General features: G+C 35.9%; 18 protein-coding genes and 1 riboswitch. Of the genes, 3 read left to right on the top strand and 15 right to left on the bottom strand.

Annotated features, from left to right (window positions below):
* Window positions 1-69: 69 nt before the first annotated feature.
* Entirely contained in the window at window positions 70-1,608 is a 1,539-nt protein-coding gene (locus tag LC457_RS03350; protein ID WP_374200531.1) for an ACT domain-containing protein, read from the bottom strand.
* On the bottom strand, window positions 1,608-2,552 hold the full coding sequence (locus tag LC457_RS03345; RefSeq protein ID WP_223598589.1) for an alpha/beta fold hydrolase: 945 nt from the start codon (window positions 2,550-2,552) through the stop codon (window positions 1,608-1,610). The genes LC457_RS03350 and LC457_RS03345 overlap by 1 nt, the downstream gene beginning before the upstream one ends.
* Before the next feature lie 66 nt (window positions 2,553-2,618).
* Window positions 2,619-2,725, bottom strand: a riboswitch (SAM riboswitch).
* Window positions 2,726-2,913: 188 nt separating this feature from the next.
* Here LC457_RS03345 and LC457_RS03340 point away from each other — a divergent pair.
* Complete coding sequence (locus tag LC457_RS03340) at window positions 2,914-5,529, top strand: glucosidase (protein WP_223598588.1); 2,616 nt, start codon at window positions 2,914-2,916, stop codon at window positions 5,527-5,529.
* A 77-nt stretch (window positions 5,530-5,606) separates the two neighbouring features.
* On the opposite strand, the gene LC457_RS03335 is transcribed toward LC457_RS03340, so the two are convergent.
* From LC457_RS03335 to LC457_RS03300, 8 genes are all read right to left on the bottom strand, one after another.
* Window positions 5,607-6,026 carry an OsmC family protein gene (locus LC457_RS03335; RefSeq protein WP_223598587.1) on the bottom strand — a complete coding sequence of 140 codons (420 nt, stop codon included), beginning with the start codon at window positions 6,024-6,026 and terminating at the stop codon, window positions 5,607-5,609.
* 27 nt (window positions 6,027-6,053) lie between these two features.
* The gene (locus tag LC457_RS03330) at window positions 6,054-7,376 is read right to left on the bottom strand and encodes a DUF58 domain-containing protein (protein ID WP_223598586.1); all 1,323 of its coding nucleotides are present in this window, start codon (window positions 7,374-7,376) and stop codon (window positions 6,054-6,056) included.
* Window positions 7,377-7,522: 146 nt separating this feature from the next.
* A complete protein-coding gene (locus LC457_RS23440) occupies window positions 7,523-7,729 on the bottom strand; it encodes a four helix bundle protein (protein ID WP_308116395.1) in 207 nt (68 codons plus the stop codon).
* Between the two features lie 138 nt (window positions 7,730-7,867).
* Complete coding sequence (locus tag LC457_RS03320) at window positions 7,868-8,899, bottom strand: MoxR family ATPase (RefSeq protein ID WP_223598585.1); 1,032 nt, start codon at window positions 8,897-8,899, stop codon at window positions 7,868-7,870.
* A gap of 109 nt (window positions 8,900-9,008) precedes the next feature.
* Entirely contained in the window at window positions 9,009-10,166 is a 1,158-nt protein-coding gene (locus tag LC457_RS03315) for a DUF4350 domain-containing protein (protein ID WP_223598584.1), read from the bottom strand.
* 11 nt (window positions 10,167-10,177) lie between these two features.
* A complete protein-coding gene (locus LC457_RS03310; protein ID WP_223598583.1) occupies window positions 10,178-10,969 on the bottom strand; it encodes a DUF4129 domain-containing protein in 792 nt (263 codons plus the stop codon).
* Window positions 10,962-11,924: a DUF4013 domain-containing protein gene (locus tag LC457_RS03305; RefSeq protein ID WP_223598582.1), complete on the bottom strand. Its 963-nt coding sequence runs from the start codon at window positions 11,922-11,924 to the stop codon at window positions 10,962-10,964. The genes LC457_RS03310 and LC457_RS03305 overlap by 8 nt, the downstream gene beginning before the upstream one ends.
* The gene (locus LC457_RS03300) at window positions 11,908-12,891 is read right to left on the bottom strand and encodes a stage II sporulation protein M (RefSeq protein ID WP_223598581.1); all 984 of its coding nucleotides are present in this window, start codon (window positions 12,889-12,891) and stop codon (window positions 11,908-11,910) included. Before LC457_RS03300 ends, LC457_RS03305 begins: the two co-directional genes overlap by 17 nt.
* 28 nt (window positions 12,892-12,919) lie before the next feature.
* Between LC457_RS03300 and LC457_RS03295 the strand changes: the two genes are divergently transcribed.
* Window positions 12,920-13,669: an RDD family protein gene (locus LC457_RS03295; RefSeq protein ID WP_213277922.1), complete on the top strand. Its 750-nt coding sequence runs from the start codon at window positions 12,920-12,922 to the stop codon at window positions 13,667-13,669.
* A gap of 174 nt (window positions 13,670-13,843) precedes the next feature.
* The gene (locus tag LC457_RS03290) at window positions 13,844-14,134 is read left to right on the top strand and encodes a GNAT family N-acetyltransferase (RefSeq protein ID WP_223598580.1); all 291 of its coding nucleotides are present in this window, start codon (window positions 13,844-13,846) and stop codon (window positions 14,132-14,134) included.
* Here LC457_RS03290 and LC457_RS03285 read toward each other — a convergent pair.
* The 5 genes from LC457_RS03285 to smpB all read right to left on the bottom strand — a co-directional run bounded on the left by LC457_RS03285 (window position 14,123) and on the right by smpB (window position 18,860).
* Window positions 14,123-15,094 (bottom strand): glycosyltransferase family protein, encoded by a 972-nt coding sequence (locus LC457_RS03285; RefSeq protein ID WP_223598579.1) that lies wholly within the window; start codon window positions 15,092-15,094, stop codon window positions 14,123-14,125. The two genes, LC457_RS03290 and LC457_RS03285, sit on opposite strands and share 12 nt — an antisense overlap.
* Complete coding sequence (locus LC457_RS03280; RefSeq protein WP_149833880.1) at window positions 15,095-15,919, bottom strand: UDP-2,3-diacylglucosamine diphosphatase; 825 nt, start codon at window positions 15,917-15,919, stop codon at window positions 15,095-15,097.
* Between the two features lie 57 nt (window positions 15,920-15,976).
* The gene (locus tag LC457_RS03275; protein WP_184558271.1) at window positions 15,977-16,717 is read right to left on the bottom strand and encodes a YebC/PmpR family DNA-binding transcriptional regulator; all 741 of its coding nucleotides are present in this window, start codon (window positions 16,715-16,717) and stop codon (window positions 15,977-15,979) included.
* A 95-nt stretch (window positions 16,718-16,812) separates the two neighbouring features.
* Window positions 16,813-18,324: an OmpA family protein gene (locus tag LC457_RS03270; protein WP_223598578.1), complete on the bottom strand. Its 1,512-nt coding sequence runs from the start codon at window positions 18,322-18,324 to the stop codon at window positions 16,813-16,815.
* 77 nt (window positions 18,325-18,401) lie between these two features.
* A complete protein-coding gene (gene smpB / locus LC457_RS03265) occupies window positions 18,402-18,860 on the bottom strand; it encodes an SsrA-binding protein SmpB (protein WP_045501613.1) in 459 nt (152 codons plus the stop codon).
* Between the last annotated feature and the right edge of the window lie 6 nt (window positions 18,861-18,866).

Below are 18,866 nucleotides of genomic sequence, written 5' to 3'. Positions count from 1 at the left end.
CGCTATGCTCAGAATGACAATTGCAGTAATTGTTACACTGCTAAACTGGTAGATTGTTATAGTTAAATATTATTTCGTTTCACTTACTCTTAAAATATCTCCGAATACTCCTCTTGCTGTGACCTGTGCTCCGGCTCCAGCTCCCATAATCACAATTGGATTTTCACCATAACTTTCTGTATAAATTTCAAAGATTGAATCTGAACCTTTCAGCTGTCCTAATGCAGATGTTGCCGGAACTGAAATCAATTTCACATCCAACTCTCCTTTATCTTTCTGTAGATCACCGTGCAGATCTCCCACATATCTCAATACATGTTCGGGTTCCTGATTTTCTTTTATTTTCTGATATTCTTCATCCAGTTCTTCAAGTCTTGAAAGGAATTCTGATTTTGAAACCTCAAGTAAGCTTTCCGGAACAAGATTCTGAATATTGATATCTCCGAATTCGTTGATTAAGTCTAATTCTCTGGCCAAAATCAATAATTTTCTTGCTACATCATTTCCTGACAGGTCTTCTCTTGGATCCGGTTCTGTATATCCCTTCTCCAAAGCTTCATTGATGATGGTTGAAAATTTATAGTCTCTTAAAGAAAAATTGTTGAACACATAGCTTAATGTTCCGGAGAATACTCCTTTAATTCTTGTGATATTTTCTCCTGAAAGGTGTAATAATTTGATGGTATCAATTAACGGTAATCCCGCACCCACATTGGTTTCATAGAGATAACGTCTGTTGTTTTTATTCAACGTATATCTTAGTTTTCTGTATTCTTCAATCGGAAGGGTATTAAAAATCTTGTTTGAGGAAACCAGATCGAATCCGTTTTCTGCCAAAGCGTGATAGTTTTTCACAAAATCCTTACTTGCCGTGTTATCCACAACGATAAGGTTTTCCAGCTGGTTTTCGTTGGAGAAATTAATAAGCTCCTGAACACTTGAAGGATGTTCTGCAGTCAAAACTTCATCATTCCAATTTGCATCAAATCCTTTTTTGTTGAAGGCAATTTTCTTTGAATTGGCCACCGCCACTACTTTAAGGTCTATTTTTTTACGTCTTTTAATCTCTTCAGAAGATTCCAGTACCTGTTCTATCAAGGTTTTCCCTACATTTCCATGTCCTATGATCGCCAGATGAACGGTCTTTGGCTTCTTGAAAATTTCAGATTCTATAATGTTTTTTGTTTTTTCGTCCTGTGAAGAAGTTACTACGATGTTTACTCTGTTCTCTCCTGCAACCTGATTCAGCAATAATGGGAAAACATTGTTTCTTGCCAGTTCAGCAAAAACTTTATTGAAATCTTCTGCCACAAAACCAATGACAGAAACATTATTGATACTGTAGATCTGGGAAACTTTTCCAGATTTTCTTTCTGCTTCAAATTCATCAATAAGACAAGCGACTGCTTTTTCAGCATCATTTTCCTGAACCAGAATAGAAATTCCGTTTTCTATAGCCTGTTGAGAGATTACTCCCACACTGATACGCGCTAAAGTAAGCGCTTTAAAAATTCGTCCGTCAATCCCGATTTCTCCCAGGAAATCTTCTCCTTCAAATTTGACGATTGATCTGTTCTTCAAAAATTTTATTTCGTTAGCATTTTTCATTACTTCTGTAAAATGTTTTTAATGATATTATTTAATTGTTGATATTCCATTAGGAAGGCATCGTGCCCGTGTATAGATTGGATCTCGTGATAAGAAACATTCTTATTTTTCTCTTTTAAGTTTTCAAAACACATTCGGATTTCAGAAGCCGGGAAGAATAAGTCTGTATCTACAGAGATCATGTGCATTCGTGCCTGTATGTTCTCCAGTGCCATTTCATCAGCATTAATATTCATCAAGAGATGATTCATCAGTTTGTACGCTTTTAAACTAAATCTTTCGTTTAGCGCGTTACCATGATAAACCAACCAGTCTTCAGATTCCAGGCGTTGTTTGTCCTGATTATATTGGTTTTGAAATCTGTCATTGAGTGATTGTGGAGTTCTATAACACAGCATGGCATGAATTCTTGCTTTCTGTAATGGTTCCTCTTTATCATTCAATAAAAATTTCTGAACCAGACACTGTGCATGAAGCCAGTCATGTGTCCTGTAATCACAGGCTATAGGAATAAATATTTCTGCGAGATCCGGCTGCTTGGCAAGCATTTCCCAGGCAATCCCTCCTCCCAGAGAGCCTCCAATAATGGCATATAAGTTTTTGATATGTAAAGTTTCAAGTCCTTTTAAAAATATCGCTGCGATATCTGAAGGTGTGAAATCTTCATAGTCTTCAATTAAAAAATCGTCATAACCGTTTCCGGGTATATTGAAACACAGAACAGTGTATTGATCAGTATCAACAATCTGATTTTCTCCCACCAATTGTTTCCACCAGCCTTTTTCTCCGGATACCTCTGAGTTTCCGGTAAGAGCATGATTGATTAAAATAATGGGTGCTGTAAACAGATCTTTCCCAAAAAGCTGATAGCTTAACGGGATATAGTATTCCTTTTGAGAATTGGTTTGATACGAAAGATTTATATAGTTTAGTTCTGTTTTCAATTCTATTATATTTTAATACAAATACAATTGAAAATGCCACAGGAAATGGCTGAAAAGAACTTCAGTAAGTTATCTGTCCAAAATACTTTGGTAGAACGTAGCACCTTCTTTGCTTGCGCAAAGGGTTGCTAAGGTTTCATAGGGTCTAATCCCTCAACCTTTCTTGATAACATTTTCAATATTTAAATGAACGAATGGTGCAAAGGTAGTTCTTTTCTTTTAATTTCAAAAAAAAATTATTTTAATATTTAAAAAAGCCCTTAAATACAAGTATTCCAAGAGCATATTAATAATTGTTCAGATGAAAAAAATTGGAATTATTTTTCAAAAAAACTAACTTCGTATGGAAAAATGATGAGATATGACCGCCGAAAAAGAAAGATTACAAGATACCAAATGGAAAAACTGGGGCCCGTATGTAAGCAACCGGCAGTGGGGAAATGTACGTGAGGATTACAGCTCAAACGGGAATGCCTGGGATTTTACCAATCATAATAACGCTGAAAGTTATGCGTACCGCTGGGGTGAGGAAGGCATCGCCGGAATTTCTGATGTAAAACAGTTATTCTGTTTTGCTTTTTCATTCTGGAACAAGAAAGATAAAATGGTAAAAGAACGGTTCTTCGGATTGAGTAACCCACAGGGGAATCATGGTGAAGACATTAAAGAAATCTTTTATTATCTGGATAATACACCTACTCACAGCTATATGAAAATGGTGTATAAATACCCCATCAACGAGTTTCCATATGATGAACTTCTTGCTGAAAATGGAAGACGCAGCAAAAAGGAACCTGAATATGAGATTTTCGATACCGGAATTTTTGATAATGATGAATATTTCGATATTTTCATTGAATACTGTAAAGCTGATCACAACGATATCCTGGCCAGAGTCACCGTCTGTAACCGAAGCCAGCATGATGCTCCTATTGTCGTAGCACCAACTGCGTGGTTCAGAAATAACTGGAAATGGGGATATAACACTTATAAGGCAGAGCTCAATGCTTCTCATAACGGAAGTATCAATATAGGCCACGACAGTATTTCGATCAAAAAAGTCTATTCGCGAAATACAAATGCACAAAGTGTATTCTGTGATAACGAGACCAATACCTCTAAGCTTTACGGAACTCCTAAAACAGAGAATACTTATTTCAAAGATGGCATCAATGATTTTATTATTCATCAGGGAGATACTGTAAACCCCGAAAAAAGGGGAACAAAAGCATCTTTTCTGATTGATGAAATTGTAGGAGCAGGAGAATCTAAAATTTTTGAATTCAGATTATGTCCCGATGAAACGGATGAACCTTTTGAAAATTTTGATACTATTTTCAGTACACGACAAACGGAAGCGGAAGAGTTTTATAACGATATTCAGAATGATACGGTAAATGAAGATGAGAGAAATGTTCAGCGACAGGCTTTTGCAGGACTTCTCTGGAATAAACAGTTCTATCACTACAATATCGGAAAATGGCTGAAAGGTGATCCCAATTTTGAAGCTCCGAGAAATTTCAGTGAGTATGTAAGAAATACGGAATGGAACCACCTTCACAATAAGGATATTATTTCTATGCCTGATAAATGGGAGTATCCATGGTATGCTACCTGGGATCTGGCGTTCCACTGTGTTCCTTTTTCTATTATTGATGCAGAATTTGCCAAAGGACAGCTTTTATTGCTTACGAAAGAATGGTATATGCATCCCAACGGACAGCTTCCTGCCTATGAATGGAATATGAGTGATGTAAACCCACCTGTACATGCATGGTCCTGCTTCCGTGTTTTTAAAATTGATGAAAAAAATAACGGGAAGCCTGATTTATTATTTTTAGAAAAAGTATTTCAGAAGCTGCTGCTGAATTTTACATGGTGGGTGAACAGAAAGGATAAAAACGGAAAAAATATTTTTGGAGGAGGCTTTCTTGGTCTCGATAATATTGGTGCTTTTGACCGGAATATGGAATTAAAGGACGGTCAGCATCTTGAGCAGGCAGACGGAACAAGCTGGATGGCAATGTATGCACTGAATATGATGCGTATTGCAATGGAGCTAGCCCAGTATTATCAGGTGTACGAAGATATGGCGATCAAATTTTTTGAACATTATCTTTATATCGCTGAAGCTATGGAAAACCTGGGTGAAGGAACGAAAGGACTCTGGAACGAGGAAGACGGTTTCTTCTATGATGTATTGCAGCTTGGCAACGGAGACAGTGTTTCTTTAAGATTAAGAAGTATTGTAGGTCTAATTCCGATGTTTGCTGTTGAGATTGTAGACCATCGTTTACTGGAAAAGATGCCAAATTTCAGAAGCAGAATGGAATGGATCTTAAAAAATAAACCAGAGCTCACCAAACTTGTTTCTCACTGGGACGAGGAAGGACACGGCAGAAAACACCTGATGAGTATCCTCCGTAAAAACAGACTGACAAAGGTTTTGACCAGAATGCTTGATGAAAATGAGTTCCTGAGTTCTTATGGAATCCGGGCTATGTCTAAGGTATATGAAGAGAATCCTTTTGTATTTTCTGTACATGGGAATCAGAATATGGTCTATTACACTCCTGCAGAGAGTGACAGCCGAATGTTTGGCGGAAACAGCAACTGGCGCGGACCGATATGGTTTCCTATCAACTTCCTGATCGTGGAAAGCCTGCAGCGTTTTCATTATTATTATGGAAATAGCCTGAAAGTAGAACTTCCAACGGGAAGTGGCGATAAAAGAAACCTTGATGAAGTAGCTCAAAACATCAGCAAAAGACTTTGTTCTCTATTTTTAAAGGATGAACATGGGCAGCGCGCTTTCAACGGAGGAAATCCTAAATTCAATTATGATGAACACTTCAGAGATTACATCACCTTCTTTGAATATTTCCATGGAGATAATGGCCGTGGTGTAGGAGCTTCCCATCAGACGGGATGGACTGCCACTGTAGCGAAACTGATAAAACCAAGACTTACCTTTTAATAAGCAATGAATAATAGGTAATAAGTAATAAAAAAAGCCGGATGAGTCATCCGGCTTTTCTATTTTTAAATAAGAGATCAAATTTTTTCTCCGTTCACATAGACTTCATATCCGATTTCTACATTCGGTTCTAAGGTTTTGGATACGGAACAATATTTTTCAAAAGAAAGTTCTGCTGCTTTCTGTGCTTTTTTAGGATCAATTTCTCCTTCTAAAAGGAACTTAACGTTAATTGATTTAAATGGTTTTGCATCCTCTACCTGTACTCTTTCTCCCTCTACCTCTGCCTGGAAGCCTGTAATGTTCTGACGCTGCTTCTTTAAAATAGAAACCACATCAATTCCGCTGCAGCCTGCTACAGCCATCAACACACTTTCCATTGGAGAAACTCCTTTGGCACCCGGCTGGGAAGTATTATCCAAAAGAATAGAATTCCCCTGCGCATTGGTACATTCAAATAAAAAATCGTCGTTTATTCTGTTAAGTGTAATTTTCATTATTTATTGCTTATTGCTTCTGCAAAGTTATAAAATTCCTCTCGCTTTTATCTCCAGATATTTATTGATAACATCAATATTCAAATTTTCAGGAAGGGTATATACCGTATAAATTCCATATTTGCGGAGTTCCTGAATAATCAGTTTCTTTTCAAACTCAAATTTCTCAGCGATGATCTCATCATAGATTTCCTGCATATTTTCAGGATTTTTGTTAATGATTGTCTGCAGTTCTGAATTTTTGAAAAATACAACAACCAACAAATGGTTTTTAGCAATACCTCGAAGATATTTCAACTGTCGATTCAATCCGTCTAGTGTTTCAAAGTTCGTGAAAAGCAGAATTAAACTTCTTTGATTGATGGAATATTTTACATCCTGATACAAACGGTTGAAATCACTTTCAAAGAAATCTGTTTTGATATTATAAAGTGCTTCAGAGATTTTTTTCAGCTGTCCGGATTTATTATCAGCGGCAATTTTATTTTCAGCTTTCTTGGAAAAAGTCATCATCCCGGCTCTGTCCCCTTTTCTCAAAATAATATGAGACAGCGCCATGGTTGCATTGATGGAATAATCCAGTAAACTTAATCCATTGAAAGGCATTTTCATGGTTCTTCCTTTATCAATCAGCATAAAAATACGCTGTGATTTTTCATCCTGAAACTGGTTTACCATCAAACGGTTCGTTTTGGAAGTTGCTTTCCAGTTGATCGTTCTGATATCATCTCCAGGTACATATTCTTTGATCTGCTCAAATTCCATGGTGTGTCCCAGTTTTCTGACCTTTTTAATTCCGCCCAATAAAAATTCACTCTGAATGGCCATGAGTTCATATTTTCTGAGATGGATAAAAGACGGATAGGAAGGCAATGCAGCATCCTTCTGAAAAATAAATCTTTTTGATATCAATCCCAATGGTGAAGATGCATAAATATTCAGTCCCCCGAAATGATATTCTCCTCTTTCTTTAGGTTCTAATGAATATTGAAAGAATGTATTCGCCCCTGAAGCAATCTGTTTTTCAATCAGAAAATCTCTTTTCTGAAACTGGAACGGAATTTCATCAATAATTTTAGCATCTATTGTAAAATTGTAATTATTTTTAATATCAATTTTAACAAAATTCTCATCGCCATTGGACAATTTTTCCGGCAAAATTCTCTGAACCTGTAATGCATTCTTTTGATTAAAAAGCAATAGGAAATCTACCATTGCAGCCAAAAAACAGATTAACAGTGCAATATGGGCTACCCACATCAGCACCGGGAAGAAAAATGCCAGGACATACACAATCCCCACTCCGATGAGTGTAAAAAAGAAACGTGTATTGATGTATAAGTTTTTCATTATTTAGGTAGCGGGTTGCAGATGAAAGGTTTTAGGTGGTCGTATATTAGCTTTTTCACATTCATTATTATTGTAGGGAATTAATGAGCCCGTTTAACATTTTGGATATTTCTATAATCCTTTCATTTAGTTTTAAATAATTGTCTTCATTTAAAAATTTGAGATTTTTTTGAGATAATTAATTGTGTTTCTAATTCTGCACAACTACCCCTTGATATTTTTAAAAATTGCAGATAATCAGGTTTACTTCTTCTTGAGTTTCCCTCGGCAATATTGGAGGGTATAGAAATGGCGGTTCGTCTGATTTGTGATATTAATCCGTAGAGTTCATCCTTAGGAAAAGCTTCTGTGATTTTGTAAATTTCAGTAACAAAATCAATAGATTTCTGCCAAACTAAAAGTTTTTTTAAAATTTGCCATATATAATAATTTTGTAACTATTTAAACATTCATCCACTATCACCTGCTACCTGCCACCTATTAACTACTACCTATCTTGGAATCTCTATTCCTTCTAAAATCTGGCGGATAATTTCATCTGCAGTAAGACCTTCCATTTCTCTTTCCGGAGATACGATAACTCTATGTCTCAAAACTGCGTAGCTAGCTTCTTTAATATCTTCAGGAGTTACAAAATCTCTTCCTCTCAGAGCAGCAAATGCTTTTGATGCCGTAAGAAGTGCTAATGAAGCTCTTGGTGAGGCACCCAGATATAAGAATTGGTTTTCTCTTGTGTTGATGATAATTTTAGCTATATATTCCATCAGCTGAGCTTCCACAATGATTTCTTTTACCAGCTGCTGGTAGTTTTTCAATTGTTCAGCTGTGATCACTCGGTTTACTCCTTCTGTTTTATCTTCTTTTTTACTTTCGTGCTGGTTTTTAATGATTGCAATTTCCTGTTCAAGATTCGGATATCCTACATTGATTTTGAATAGAAAACGGTCCAGCTGAGCTTCCGGAAGTCTATACGTTCCTTCATGCTCTATAGGGTTTTGTGTAGCTATCACCAGGAAAGGTTCTTCCAAAATATAACGGGTACCGTCCATGGTAATCTGTCTTTCTTCCATGACTTCAAATAATGCTGACTGTGTTTTTGCTGGCGATCTGTTGATCTCATCAATCAGGATGAAATTGGAGAAAATAGGTCCTTTTTTAAATTCAAATTCTGAATTTTTCACATTGAATATGGATGTTCCCAAAATATCAGAAGGCATCAGATCCGGTGTAAACTGAATTCTGCTGAAACCTACATCAATTGTCTTAGCCAATAATTTTGCCGTAATCGTTTTAGCTATTCCGGGAACGCCTTCAATCAAAACGTGTCCGTTTGAAAGTAATGCAGCCAAAAGATGTTCAATCATTTTCTCCTGTCCTACAATTACTTTTCCAATCTCAGATTTTACTTTCTCTAAACTCGCACGAAGTTCAATCATATCAATTCTCGACTGAAACTGCTCTTCCTGTTTATTAAGATTGATTGAGCTTTGGTTTTCTATATTGGGGTTATCAAAGTTTTCCATAATACATTTTATTTGGTCAGTCTGACAATGAACAACGGTATTCTTTCCTGTGAATTGTCGTTATCAGCATTGAAAAACTGCTACATCATTAGGTTATTATATTGTTATATTATTTAAATATTTCGTCAAGGAGTTTATTGATCCTTGTAAGATCTTCTTTTATTACACTGGCATAAGGATCCTGCCCTTTTTTGATAAGCGCAATAGCTTCATTAATCATTTCCATATTTTTCCCGGTTTTCAATTGTAGCTTTTTTGCAAATTCTTCATCTAAAGTCTGAGTATCTATCAACAGATCCATTCTCACTTTGTTCAGAAAATACTGCGATTTCTTTGCCATCATATCATGAAAATCACCTTCCTGAAGATACAGATTTCCAATACTTTTCACAAAATCCAGAGAAGTATTCCTCAGAGGCTCTGTTATCGGTACTATTCTCTGTTTTCTTTTGGCATTAAAGAAAATGAAAAGGATAAATCCTCCCAAAAATACCCACCACGCATACTTTAAAGCCGGATTCGACAGTACAAATCTCATAAAGAAACGTGATGCAGAACTTTTATTGGATACAAACCAAAGCGTTTCTCTATCCGGAAGATATGAAAATACATCTTGTGCATACTTTACGTTTCCGGGTTTCAGAAGATAATAATTGGTCAGAAAAAGAGGTTCAGTATGAGCGTAAATATGTCCTTTCCCAAACTTTACTTTGATAAAGTTGGCCTGATCCGTATTCTTTTTCTCTACCGTTTTTCCAAGGACTTCAACGTTAGGTTTAATGAATGAAAATCCTCTTCCTGATGGAAATTTATCTAATTTAACAAAATCATTCTGATATTTTTTATCGGTAAGTTTCAGCACATTTTCTTCTTCAAAAGAGATTTCGGAATCATAATATCCGATACTGTCTGAAATTTCCTTCGGCATACGGGCTACCATTAAAAATGCATCCGATCCTTCAGATACCTGCGTCAGGATTTTATTCCATGATTCTTTGTCAAAATTATTTTCAATAACGATAATGTTGTGAGCATCTTTTTTATGCTGATTATAGTATTCGTAAGGAATCTGTTCAACCTTCTTCAGATTGTTTTTAAAAAGATTTTTAGCTTCATTATTAAAAACAAATAGTCCGAACGGAGACTTTTCATTGATATCAAAATTCTTGCGCCAGTCTGTCGTTTCTTTTTTGTTAACTTCAAGCAATGCCAGAATAATCATCACAATGATGAAAATTGCAGCATATGTTTTGAAAGTTTTATTCATGGTTACTATTGTTAGGGTTTAAATGCCTGATATTGATTTTTAAATTTCTGATAGCTCTGTTCTTCAATACTGAATTCTCCATACCAGACATAATCAAAAATATAAGACAGGTCAGAAAAGTCATTTTTCAGATGAGGGGCTTTCAACTCTACGGCATAATCCTTATTGGTTTTTTCCGGATTCCAGTTGATCAGCTTTTTGTCACTCAGTTTTTTAAGAATAAACAGGAACTGGTAACGGACTGCCGAACGATAATCTCCCGCCATTTCAAATTTTGCGATACTTTCAGGGAAATTGATTTCATGGATATTTTCACGGAGTTCCTGCACATTGAGATCCAGCTTTTTATTCTTTTTACCAAAAAGAAAGTTCCCGTCTTTTCCCATGATATATTTAATGATGAAATACAATAGAAAACCTACCAGGATGATCGCAAACAGACGGATAAGGATTGCGGTAAATTCCCCGGACTTTGTCAATGCTGTTTCCCCGAAAATTCCCTGTATAATTTGATTGAGCTTCCGCATCAGCTTTTGAAAGAAAGACTCTCTTGGCTTTGATACAGAATAATCAAATTCATTTCCTTTATATCTTGATGGTATATTTTCTTTGAATGCTTTCGGATAAGCTGTATTCTCAGATACCGGATTTTTCATCAGTACAGAATCAGCACGCAGCATATTTCTGTAATGCCCGGTTGTATATAGAGAATCTACCAGATCATCAGAAGTAGGATTATCGTCCTGAGCCTGAACCAGCCCAAGAGAGAGAAAAAGCAATATGAAAAGGAAAATTTTACTCATTGATTCCAATAGTGTCTATTTCTGCAAGTTCTACTTTCTGGTGAAGATCTGTTCTGCTGTCATAATACATCAATCCTGCATTTACATACATCAGGTTTGAAAGAAAAAACGAAATCAGCATTGAAACTCCATAGAATACAAAAAACAAAATTCCGGCAGCTCCGGTAAAAGGATTCTGCTCAAAATTCCCGTCCGGTGTTGATGTAAGAAGCGATCCGTAAAAAAATATCATCGGAATAAATGTGAATATAGATGTTATCATGTAAATAATAATAAACATCACAAATGCAGATCCCCAATATTTCCAGTAGGGTGATTTCTCACTCCCGTTCGGATAGGAAAACTGCGATCTTAATGCGTAGCTCAAACTTTCCCAGAAACCTCTGTTTGAATTAAAATAATCATACATCAAAAATGTAGTGAAATTGAATATCGTGGGATAGAGAAGCAGTATCAAAAAAAATCCGATAATAATAAAAATCAGAATATAAGAAAATCCTACCACAAACAAAACCGCCGGTGTGACGATAAAGATCATTCCAAGGCACAGCTTCCCGATTCTTCCTGCATTGCTTTTAAAATCATTCAGAATTTCATCCGTTTTTATTTTTTCTGCACCCTGTGCAATTCTTTTTAAATAAAAAACGGGATACAGGTAATTGACAATCATCAGAATCATGAAAAGCAGAAAAGTAAGTATTCCTACTGTAATCAGCATGCCGGAATTATCTGAAAAATACTGTTCAAAATAATACGTTTCCCCACCAAGATTGGACCCGAATATCTGCGAAAAGAGTTCTTTATATCCGAAAATCACAACGGTTACCATTAAGATCAAAAGCAGGCCATTGATCAGAATATAGTTCTTAAAATAATTCTTCCCGTATAATTTGAAAAAATTGAAACTATCACTGATAAAAGTTCCAAAATCTCTTTTTTTATAAAATTGTATCATGGATGTGTTTATTAGTTTTTTTGTAAACAATAGACGGATACACAAAATAGTAGAATCCGATAATTGCCAGTGAGCCAAAAATAATGATTAGGTTCAAAATTAAAGGCATCTTCAATGCATGTCTGGTGACATACCCTTCTATAATCCCTGCACAAATAGTGAAAGGAACAGTACTTAAGAATATTTTAAACGAATCTTTAAATCCTTTTTTAAAAGAATTAAATCTTGAAAACGTTCTCGGAAATAAAATAGATGCCCCAAGAATCAATCCACACATCGCTTCCACCACCATGGCAAAGATCTCAAAAACTCCGTGAAGCCATATCCCTCTTGCACTGTCTTTCAAAGCCCCATAATCATAGAAAAAATATTGGAAAGCACCCAGCATCACACTATTGGAAAGCAAAGCAAACAAAGTTCCCACTCCTCCGGCAATTCCATAAATATACAGTTTTGCTCCCACCTGGATATTATTAAAAATAATCCCGATAGTACTTCCCCATGTGCTGCCACTCTGGTAAACTCCTACTGCATTATTATGTTTAATATTTTCAATGGTTTCATTCACATAACCTTCCCCCAGAATGATATTGACAAAGTCTTTATCATAAATGGCAGAAAGCACTCCTATTGAGGTAAACAAAATAAAAAAGAGAAACGCATACATCAGATACCTTCTGTACTGATACATCAGCAATGGAACTTCAGTTTTGAAAAAATAAACCAGCCTGTTTTCCTCTACCCTTTTTGTTTTATAGATCTTCTGAAAAATCTGGGCAGACAAATGGTTCAGATAAACTGTGGTGTTACTTTTCGGATAATAAGTCTGGGCAAAAGAAAGATCATTGATCAGATTTATATATAACGAAGACAGGTCATCAGGATTTTTTTTAATTTTCCCTTGAATAACCTGTTCTATTCCCAACCATTTTTCTTTATTTTGTTTAATGAAATAAACTTCTCTCATAATTGTTAAGGCTAAAATAATAAAAAATATGTCTCAAATTGCGATAAATACCTCACAAAATGTAAATATTAATTTTAATATTGCAGGCGTAGGAGAAAGGATGCTTGCCTTCATAATTGATCTTCTGATCAGGATCGCTTATGTGGTGATCATCCTGTATTTATTCTTCAATATTCTTGACCTGGGATATTTATTAGACGGCCTTGATGAATGGTCAATAAGAGCGGTATATCTTATCCTTACTTTTCCTATTTACATCTATCCGCTTGTATTGGAAAGCTTAATGGAAGGCCAGACACCCGGTAAAAAGCTAATGAAAATCAAAGTGGTAAAGATTGACGGTTATCAGGCAAGTTTCGCAGATTATATGATCCGTTGGGTTTTCAGGATTGTTGATGTATCATTTGCCGGAGTTATAGGACTGATCTCTATGATTGTCTCTAAAAACAACCAGCGTCTAGGTGATATTGCTTCCGGAACCGCTGTCATTTCCTTGAAAAACAACATCAATATTTCGCATACAATTCTGGAGAATATCCACGAAAATTACATCCCTTCTTTTCCGCAAGTCATTGCTTTGAGTGATAATGACATGAGAATCATCAAAGATAATTACACCAAAGCACTGAAAGTAGACGACCGCCAGATCATCAGTAAGCTTTCTGAGAAAATTAAAAGCATTCTGAAACTGGAAATTGATGCTACTAAAATGACAGAAAGACAGTTTATCAATGTGATTATTAAAGATTACAACTATTACACGGGAAAAGATAATTAAGAGAGTCAATTGTGAATTTTGCTTCGCAAGTGAATGGTCAATTTAAAAAATGTTGAAAAATTCATAGCGAAGCTTATTGCTTGTTGCTTGTTGCTTGTTGCTTGTTGCTTGTTGCTTGTTGCTTATGCAAAGGTCGGTGCAATTTTTGTATGTTTAAACCTAAAGTTCAGAATCATGAAATTTGAAAACAATAAATCCGGAAACGGCGGGGTCCTTACCCTAAACAACGAAATAAAAGAAGTAGGCAGACTTACCTATACCATTTTCCCTGAAGACCATAAACTGATCATTTCATTTGTTCTGGTACATCCTGAATTTGAAGGGAGAGGAATGGGAAAATTCCTGGTAGAAGAAGCCATCAAATTTGCCAGAGAAAACAATTGGAAAGTATATCCGCACTGTTCCTATGCAAGATCTGTGATGATGAGAATGAGTGATGTGGACGATATTTTTTTAAAGAATTAAAACCTCGTTTACCAGGATATCTTCAATATCATCCGGATAATCTACTTTAAGATGATGATCAGAAGCAACCCATTCCATAATTTCCTGAAGATTTAAAACCTTCGAATTGGGGATTCCCATTTTATCAAGGGCACATGCATTACATTCCTGTTCATACTGATTGTGGATAGGAATTACGAATAGTTTTTTGTCCATAAATAATGCTTCTGCCGGACTTTCAAAACCAGCGTTGCACAAAATTCCGTCACAGCCTTCAAAGTATTTCAGGTATTGTATTTCATCAATAGGAAATACTTCTACATTTTTTACTTTGACCTGTACTTTGCTGTATTTTGAAAACACTTTCCATTCCACAGGAATTTTTCTTAAAACCTTGATAATATTTTCATCCGCAAAGCTGGGAAGATAGACAAGATAATATCCCTGTTTACAAGGGTTAAGATTTCTGATTTTTCTTCTGATCACAGGTTTTTTGATTTGTGGATGATAGTTTTCAAAATGAAACCCTATTTTCCTTTCACTGGGAACATAATATTTTAAAATCATTTCTCCCAGAAAGTCCTTTTTCTTTGGTTTGGGCGTTTCCGGAAAACTCATGGAAGCCTGATGGCTAAGCTCTATCATGGGAAGGTTCTTCAGTTTGGAAGCCCAGCCTGTCAAAGGCTCATAATCGTTAATGATTAAATCATATTGTGACAATTCCAGCTCTCTGATTGTTTTGGCTGCTTCAATGAACTTATTCTCTGTAAACATTTTCCGATAGGATAAACCGCCTGTTTTATTATAAAGAAGGGAAATACCCTTATATTGGAAATTGATGTCAAAATCAGCCTTTAATTGCGATTGATGTCCGCTGATCAATGTATCAACGGATGCATATTTTTTGAGAAGAGGAATAATTTCCTGTGCTCTGGCAACATGACCGTTTCCAGTACCCTGGAATGCATACAAAATCTTCATTTAGGAAAAATTGGTTACGATTTTTAAAAGCGCAGAATTATCCATTTCCTGAATTTCTTCCACTTCATCATCTTTCAGCAAATGTTTATGTTCATCATAATAAAAAATTGTCCATTCTTTATTGTTGTATTCTAAGGCAGAGAGATTTTCAATCCAGTCTCCTGAATTCAAATAAGTACAAGATCCTTTTTTATTAACAACCTCACGGATCTGTGGCTGGTGGATATGTCCGCAAACTACATAGTCATAATTATTGTCAATAGCCAGCTCTGAAGCTGTAAGTTCAAAATCTCCGATATATTTTACCGCTTTTTTCACATTGTTTTTGATCTTTTTGGAAAATGAATATTTTTCTTTACCCATTTTTTCTAAGAACCAATTTACAACATTATTGATAATAATAAGGAGATCATAGCCTTTTCCGCCAAGTTTGGCGATCCATTTTGAATGCTGGACGGATGCATCGAAAACATCACCGTGAAATATCCAGGTTTTTTTCTGATCAATATTCAGGCAGATTTTATTACAGACTTTAAGTTTTCCAAGTTCAAAATCTGTGAACTTACGAAACATTTCATCATGATTGCCCGTGATGTAATAGACGTCTGTGTTCTTGGTCGCCAATGAAAGAATCTTTCTGATTACTTTCAAATGAGGTTTAGGGAAGTAAGACTTTTTAAACTGCCAGATATCAATAATATCACCGTTCAAAACTAAAGTTTTAGGCTGGATAGAATTGAGATATCTCAACAATTCTTTAGCCTTACATCCATAAGTTCCCAAATGAACATCCGATATAACAACTAATTCAACGTTTCTTTTCATAGTTTTGTACAAAGAAACTAATTGAAAGTTAACTGTATATGAATGCTATATTATTTTTTATAAAGAGTCCATCAACTCTTCTGTAATTTCCATATTGTGGTAAACGTTTTGAACATCATCGTCCTCTTCGAAACGCTCAAGCATTTTCATGTTAGCTTTGAACTGTTCTGCATTTACTTCTTTTGTATTGTTTGGAATTCTTTGAAGTTCTGCGCTCTTTGCCTCAATTCCAAGTTCATCTAATTTGTGAGATAAAGAACCGAAATCTTCAAAAGCAGTTGTAATCATCACCTCTTCCTCGTCCTTTTCTACATCTTCTGCACCTCCATCAATCATTTCCATTTCAAAATCATCCCAATCCATTTTGATCTGAGCCAAATCGATTGTGAAAATTCCTTTTCTATCAAAGATGAATGCCAATTCACCATTTTTCCCAAGGTTACCGTCAAACTTGTTAAAAACAGCTCTCACGTTTGCTACAGTTCTTGTTGTATTGTTTGTAGTACATTCTACAAAAAAAGCAACACCACCTTGCCCGTAGCCCTCATACGTGATTTCTTCATAGTTTTCTGCATCAGCACCGCTCGCTTTCTTAATTGCTCGTTCTACGTTGTCCTTAGGCATGTTTGCTCCCTTCGCATTCTGGATACATCTTCTCAGGGCCGGGTTTGCTTCCGGATCTGTTCCACCAGCCTTTACAGCTAATGCAATGTCTTTACCTATTTTGGAGAATGTTTTGGCCATTTTATCCCATCTGGCCATTTTAGAAGCTTTTCTATATTCAAATGCTCTTCCCATTTTAATTTTTAAATTTCCAACAAAATTACTCAAAAGTCAACAAAAAAAAAATACCTCCAATTAAATTGGAGGTATTCATTATTTAGAAAAATTAATTATTTTTTCTTTTTAGCAGCAGCTTTTTTCTTAGCTGGAGCTTTTTTAGCTTTTTTCACTACAGTCTTCTTCTCTACAACTTCTAGATCAGATTTCTTAAGTGCATCCCAAGCAGCACCGTTGATAGCCTCAACAACTACTTTTCTGTCAACCATTCTTTCAGCGTCAGAAGCTTTTTCAGAAACAGTAGCGTCTCTTTCACCAACTCCTACAGATTTTAACTGATTACCGCTAACACCTCTAGCTTCTAGAGCACCTACTACTGAAGCAGCTCTTTGTCTAGAAAGTTTCAAGTTGTAAGCATCAGCACCTTTCTTATCTGTGTGACCAGTTACTAAGAATGTACCGTCGTTAGACTGCTTAATGATTGTTGCAGCTTGATCTAATTTACCGCTAGATTCAGGTCTGATAGTAGCTTTATTGAAATCAAATAAGATATCTTTAAGAGCACCTGTAGCTTCTTTAGCGATAACATCTTTTGGCTTAGGACATCCGTTGTATTCAGGAAGACCTGGAACAGTAGGACAAGCATCATCTTTATCTAAGATACCGTCACCATCTGTATCTGGCCAAGGACAACCGTTGTTTTCAGCAGGACCTGCTACTGTAGGACAAGCGTCATCTTTGTCGATTACACCATCACCGTCAGTATCTGGCCAAGGGCATCCATTGTTTTCAACTGGACCTGCCACTTCTGGACATTGATCGTCTTTATCTGGAACTCCGTCACCGTCAGTATCAGGACATCCTTGGAATTCTGGTAAACCTGGAGTATCTGGACAAAGGTCATCTTTATCTAGGATACCATCCTTATCTCTATCTCTGTTTCCAAATCTGAATAAGATAGAAGCAGAAGCTTGCCAGAAGTTAGCAACTGTAGAGTTGTCACCTGGAGTTGATACATAATCTCCCTGAACACCAAGACCGAAGTTCTTAGTTACCCAGAAGTTAGCACCAGCACCTGTAGCTACAGTAAAGTGGTTAGCTTTACCATTTTCGTTACCATCCTTACCATTAACAACAGCTTCGATTGGATTACCGTTAGCGTCAACAGATGTTCTAGGGAAAGTAAGAGCTGTATAGTCATGTCTTAAGTAGTTAGCACCAACTCTTAAATATGGATCAAACCAAGATTCTTCGTTCCATAAAAGACCTGCAGCGTGAGCTTGGAAACCAAGACCTGTCATTAGGAAAAATTCTTTCCCCATGTTGAATCTTTTGTTTTCAACGTTCCCAACAGAAGTCTGCCAGTCAATTACTAAACCTTTACCAACATTTCTAGCAACTGTTAACTTAGATAATGGAGGAGTAATAGAGAAGTTGTTCACATTGAACATACTCTTCGTCAAATTGTTAGCAGAGAACGTATTACTGAAGTTACCTCTTGCTGCTACGTGGTTTTCAGCATGAGCACCAACTCCGATTAACCACGGATTGTTGGTAGTCTGTGCGAAAACAGTAGAGGCAACAGTAAGCGCCAATGCTGAAATTCCTAATTTTAGATTTTTCATAGAATTAAATGATTAAATAATTGATAATGCAAAATAAATATAATTTTTCTTTATATACAAAGTTTTTCAAATGATTTTTAACTTTTCTTTAATATTCTGTCCAGGTTCCGTTTATTTTCTCTATCTTTTATCGCCTCTCTTTTATCGAAAAGCTTTTTCCCTCTACCCAGCGCTATCAGCACCTTTGCTTTACCTCGGTCAGTGATATATAATTTTAAAGGTATTATGGTGTTCCCAGCATCCTTTAACTTTTTTTCAAGTTTTTGTAATTCTTTTTTGTGCAAGAGCAATTTCCGTTCCCTTTTTGTTTTATGATTGTAAAAAGTACCTAATTTATACTCATCAATCATCATGTTGATGATGTACAATTCCCCATCAATAAACTGACAGAAGGATTCTGTAATGGATGCTTTGGATGAACGTAAAGATTTTATTTCGGTACCCGTCAAAACCATTCCTGCTTCATATTCTTCAAGAATTTCATATTCAAAACGGGCTCTTCTGTTTAATATGCTAACTGTTTTCTCAATCTTCATCATTTT

Source organism: Chryseobacterium sp. GVT01B, from assembly GCF_019970045.1.
Taxonomy (GTDB): Bacteria; Bacteroidota; Bacteroidia; order Flavobacteriales; family Weeksellaceae; genus Chryseobacterium.
Note: the sequence above shows the minus strand (reverse complement) of the source record. Positions and strands in the feature narration are given on the sequence as shown.

Bases quoted from the DNA above. Each gene is read 5' to 3' on its own strand.
- LC457_RS03275 (WP_184558271.1), bottom strand. From the start codon at position 16,717: ATGGGAAGAGCATTTGAATATAGAAAAGCTTCTAAAATGGCCAGATGG.
- LC457_RS03270 (WP_223598578.1), bottom strand. From the start codon at position 18,324: ATGAAAAATCTAAAATTAGGAATTTCAGCATTGGCGCTTACTGTTGCC.
- LC457_RS03335 (WP_223598587.1), bottom strand. From the start codon at position 6,026: ATGAAAATTACACTTAACAGAATAAACGACGATTTTTTATTTGAATGT.
- LC457_RS03320 (WP_223598585.1), bottom strand. From the start codon at position 8,899: ATGGAAAACTTTGATAACCCCAATATAGAAAACCAAAGCTCAATCAAT.
- LC457_RS03315 (WP_223598584.1), bottom strand. From the start codon at position 10,166: ATGAATAAAACTTTCAAAACATATGCTGCAATTTTCATCATTGTGATG.
- smpB (WP_045501613.1), bottom strand. From the start codon at position 18,860: ATGAAGATTGAGAAAACAGTTAGCATATTAAACAGAAGAGCCCGTTTT.
- LC457_RS03280 (WP_149833880.1), bottom strand. From the start codon at position 15,919: ATGAAAAGAAACGTTGAATTAGTTGTTATATCGGATGTTCATTTGGGA.
- LC457_RS03300 (WP_223598581.1), bottom strand. From the start codon at position 12,891: ATGAGAGAAGTTTATTTCATTAAACAAAATAAAGAAAAATGGTTGGGA.
- LC457_RS03285 (WP_223598579.1), bottom strand. From the start codon at position 15,094: ATGAAGATTTTGTATGCATTCCAGGGTACTGGAAACGGTCATGTTGCC.
- LC457_RS03310 (WP_223598583.1), bottom strand. From the start codon at position 10,969: ATGAGTAAAATTTTCCTTTTCATATTGCTTTTTCTCTCTCTTGGGCTG.
- LC457_RS03340 (WP_223598588.1), top strand. From the start codon at position 2,914: ATGACCGCCGAAAAAGAAAGATTACAAGATACCAAATGGAAAAACTGG.
- LC457_RS03350 (WP_374200531.1), bottom strand. From the start codon at position 1,608: ATGAAAAATGCTAACGAAATAAAATTTTTGAAGAACAGATCAATCGTC.
- LC457_RS03330 (WP_223598586.1), bottom strand. From the start codon at position 7,376: ATGAAAAACTTATACATCAATACACGTTTCTTTTTTACACTCATCGGA.
- LC457_RS03305 (WP_223598582.1), bottom strand. From the start codon at position 11,924: ATGATACAATTTTATAAAAAAAGAGATTTTGGAACTTTTATCAGTGAT.
- LC457_RS03295 (WP_213277922.1), top strand. From the start codon at position 12,920: ATGTCTCAAATTGCGATAAATACCTCACAAAATGTAAATATTAATTTT.
- LC457_RS03290 (WP_223598580.1), top strand. From the start codon at position 13,844: ATGAAATTTGAAAACAATAAATCCGGAAACGGCGGGGTCCTTACCCTA.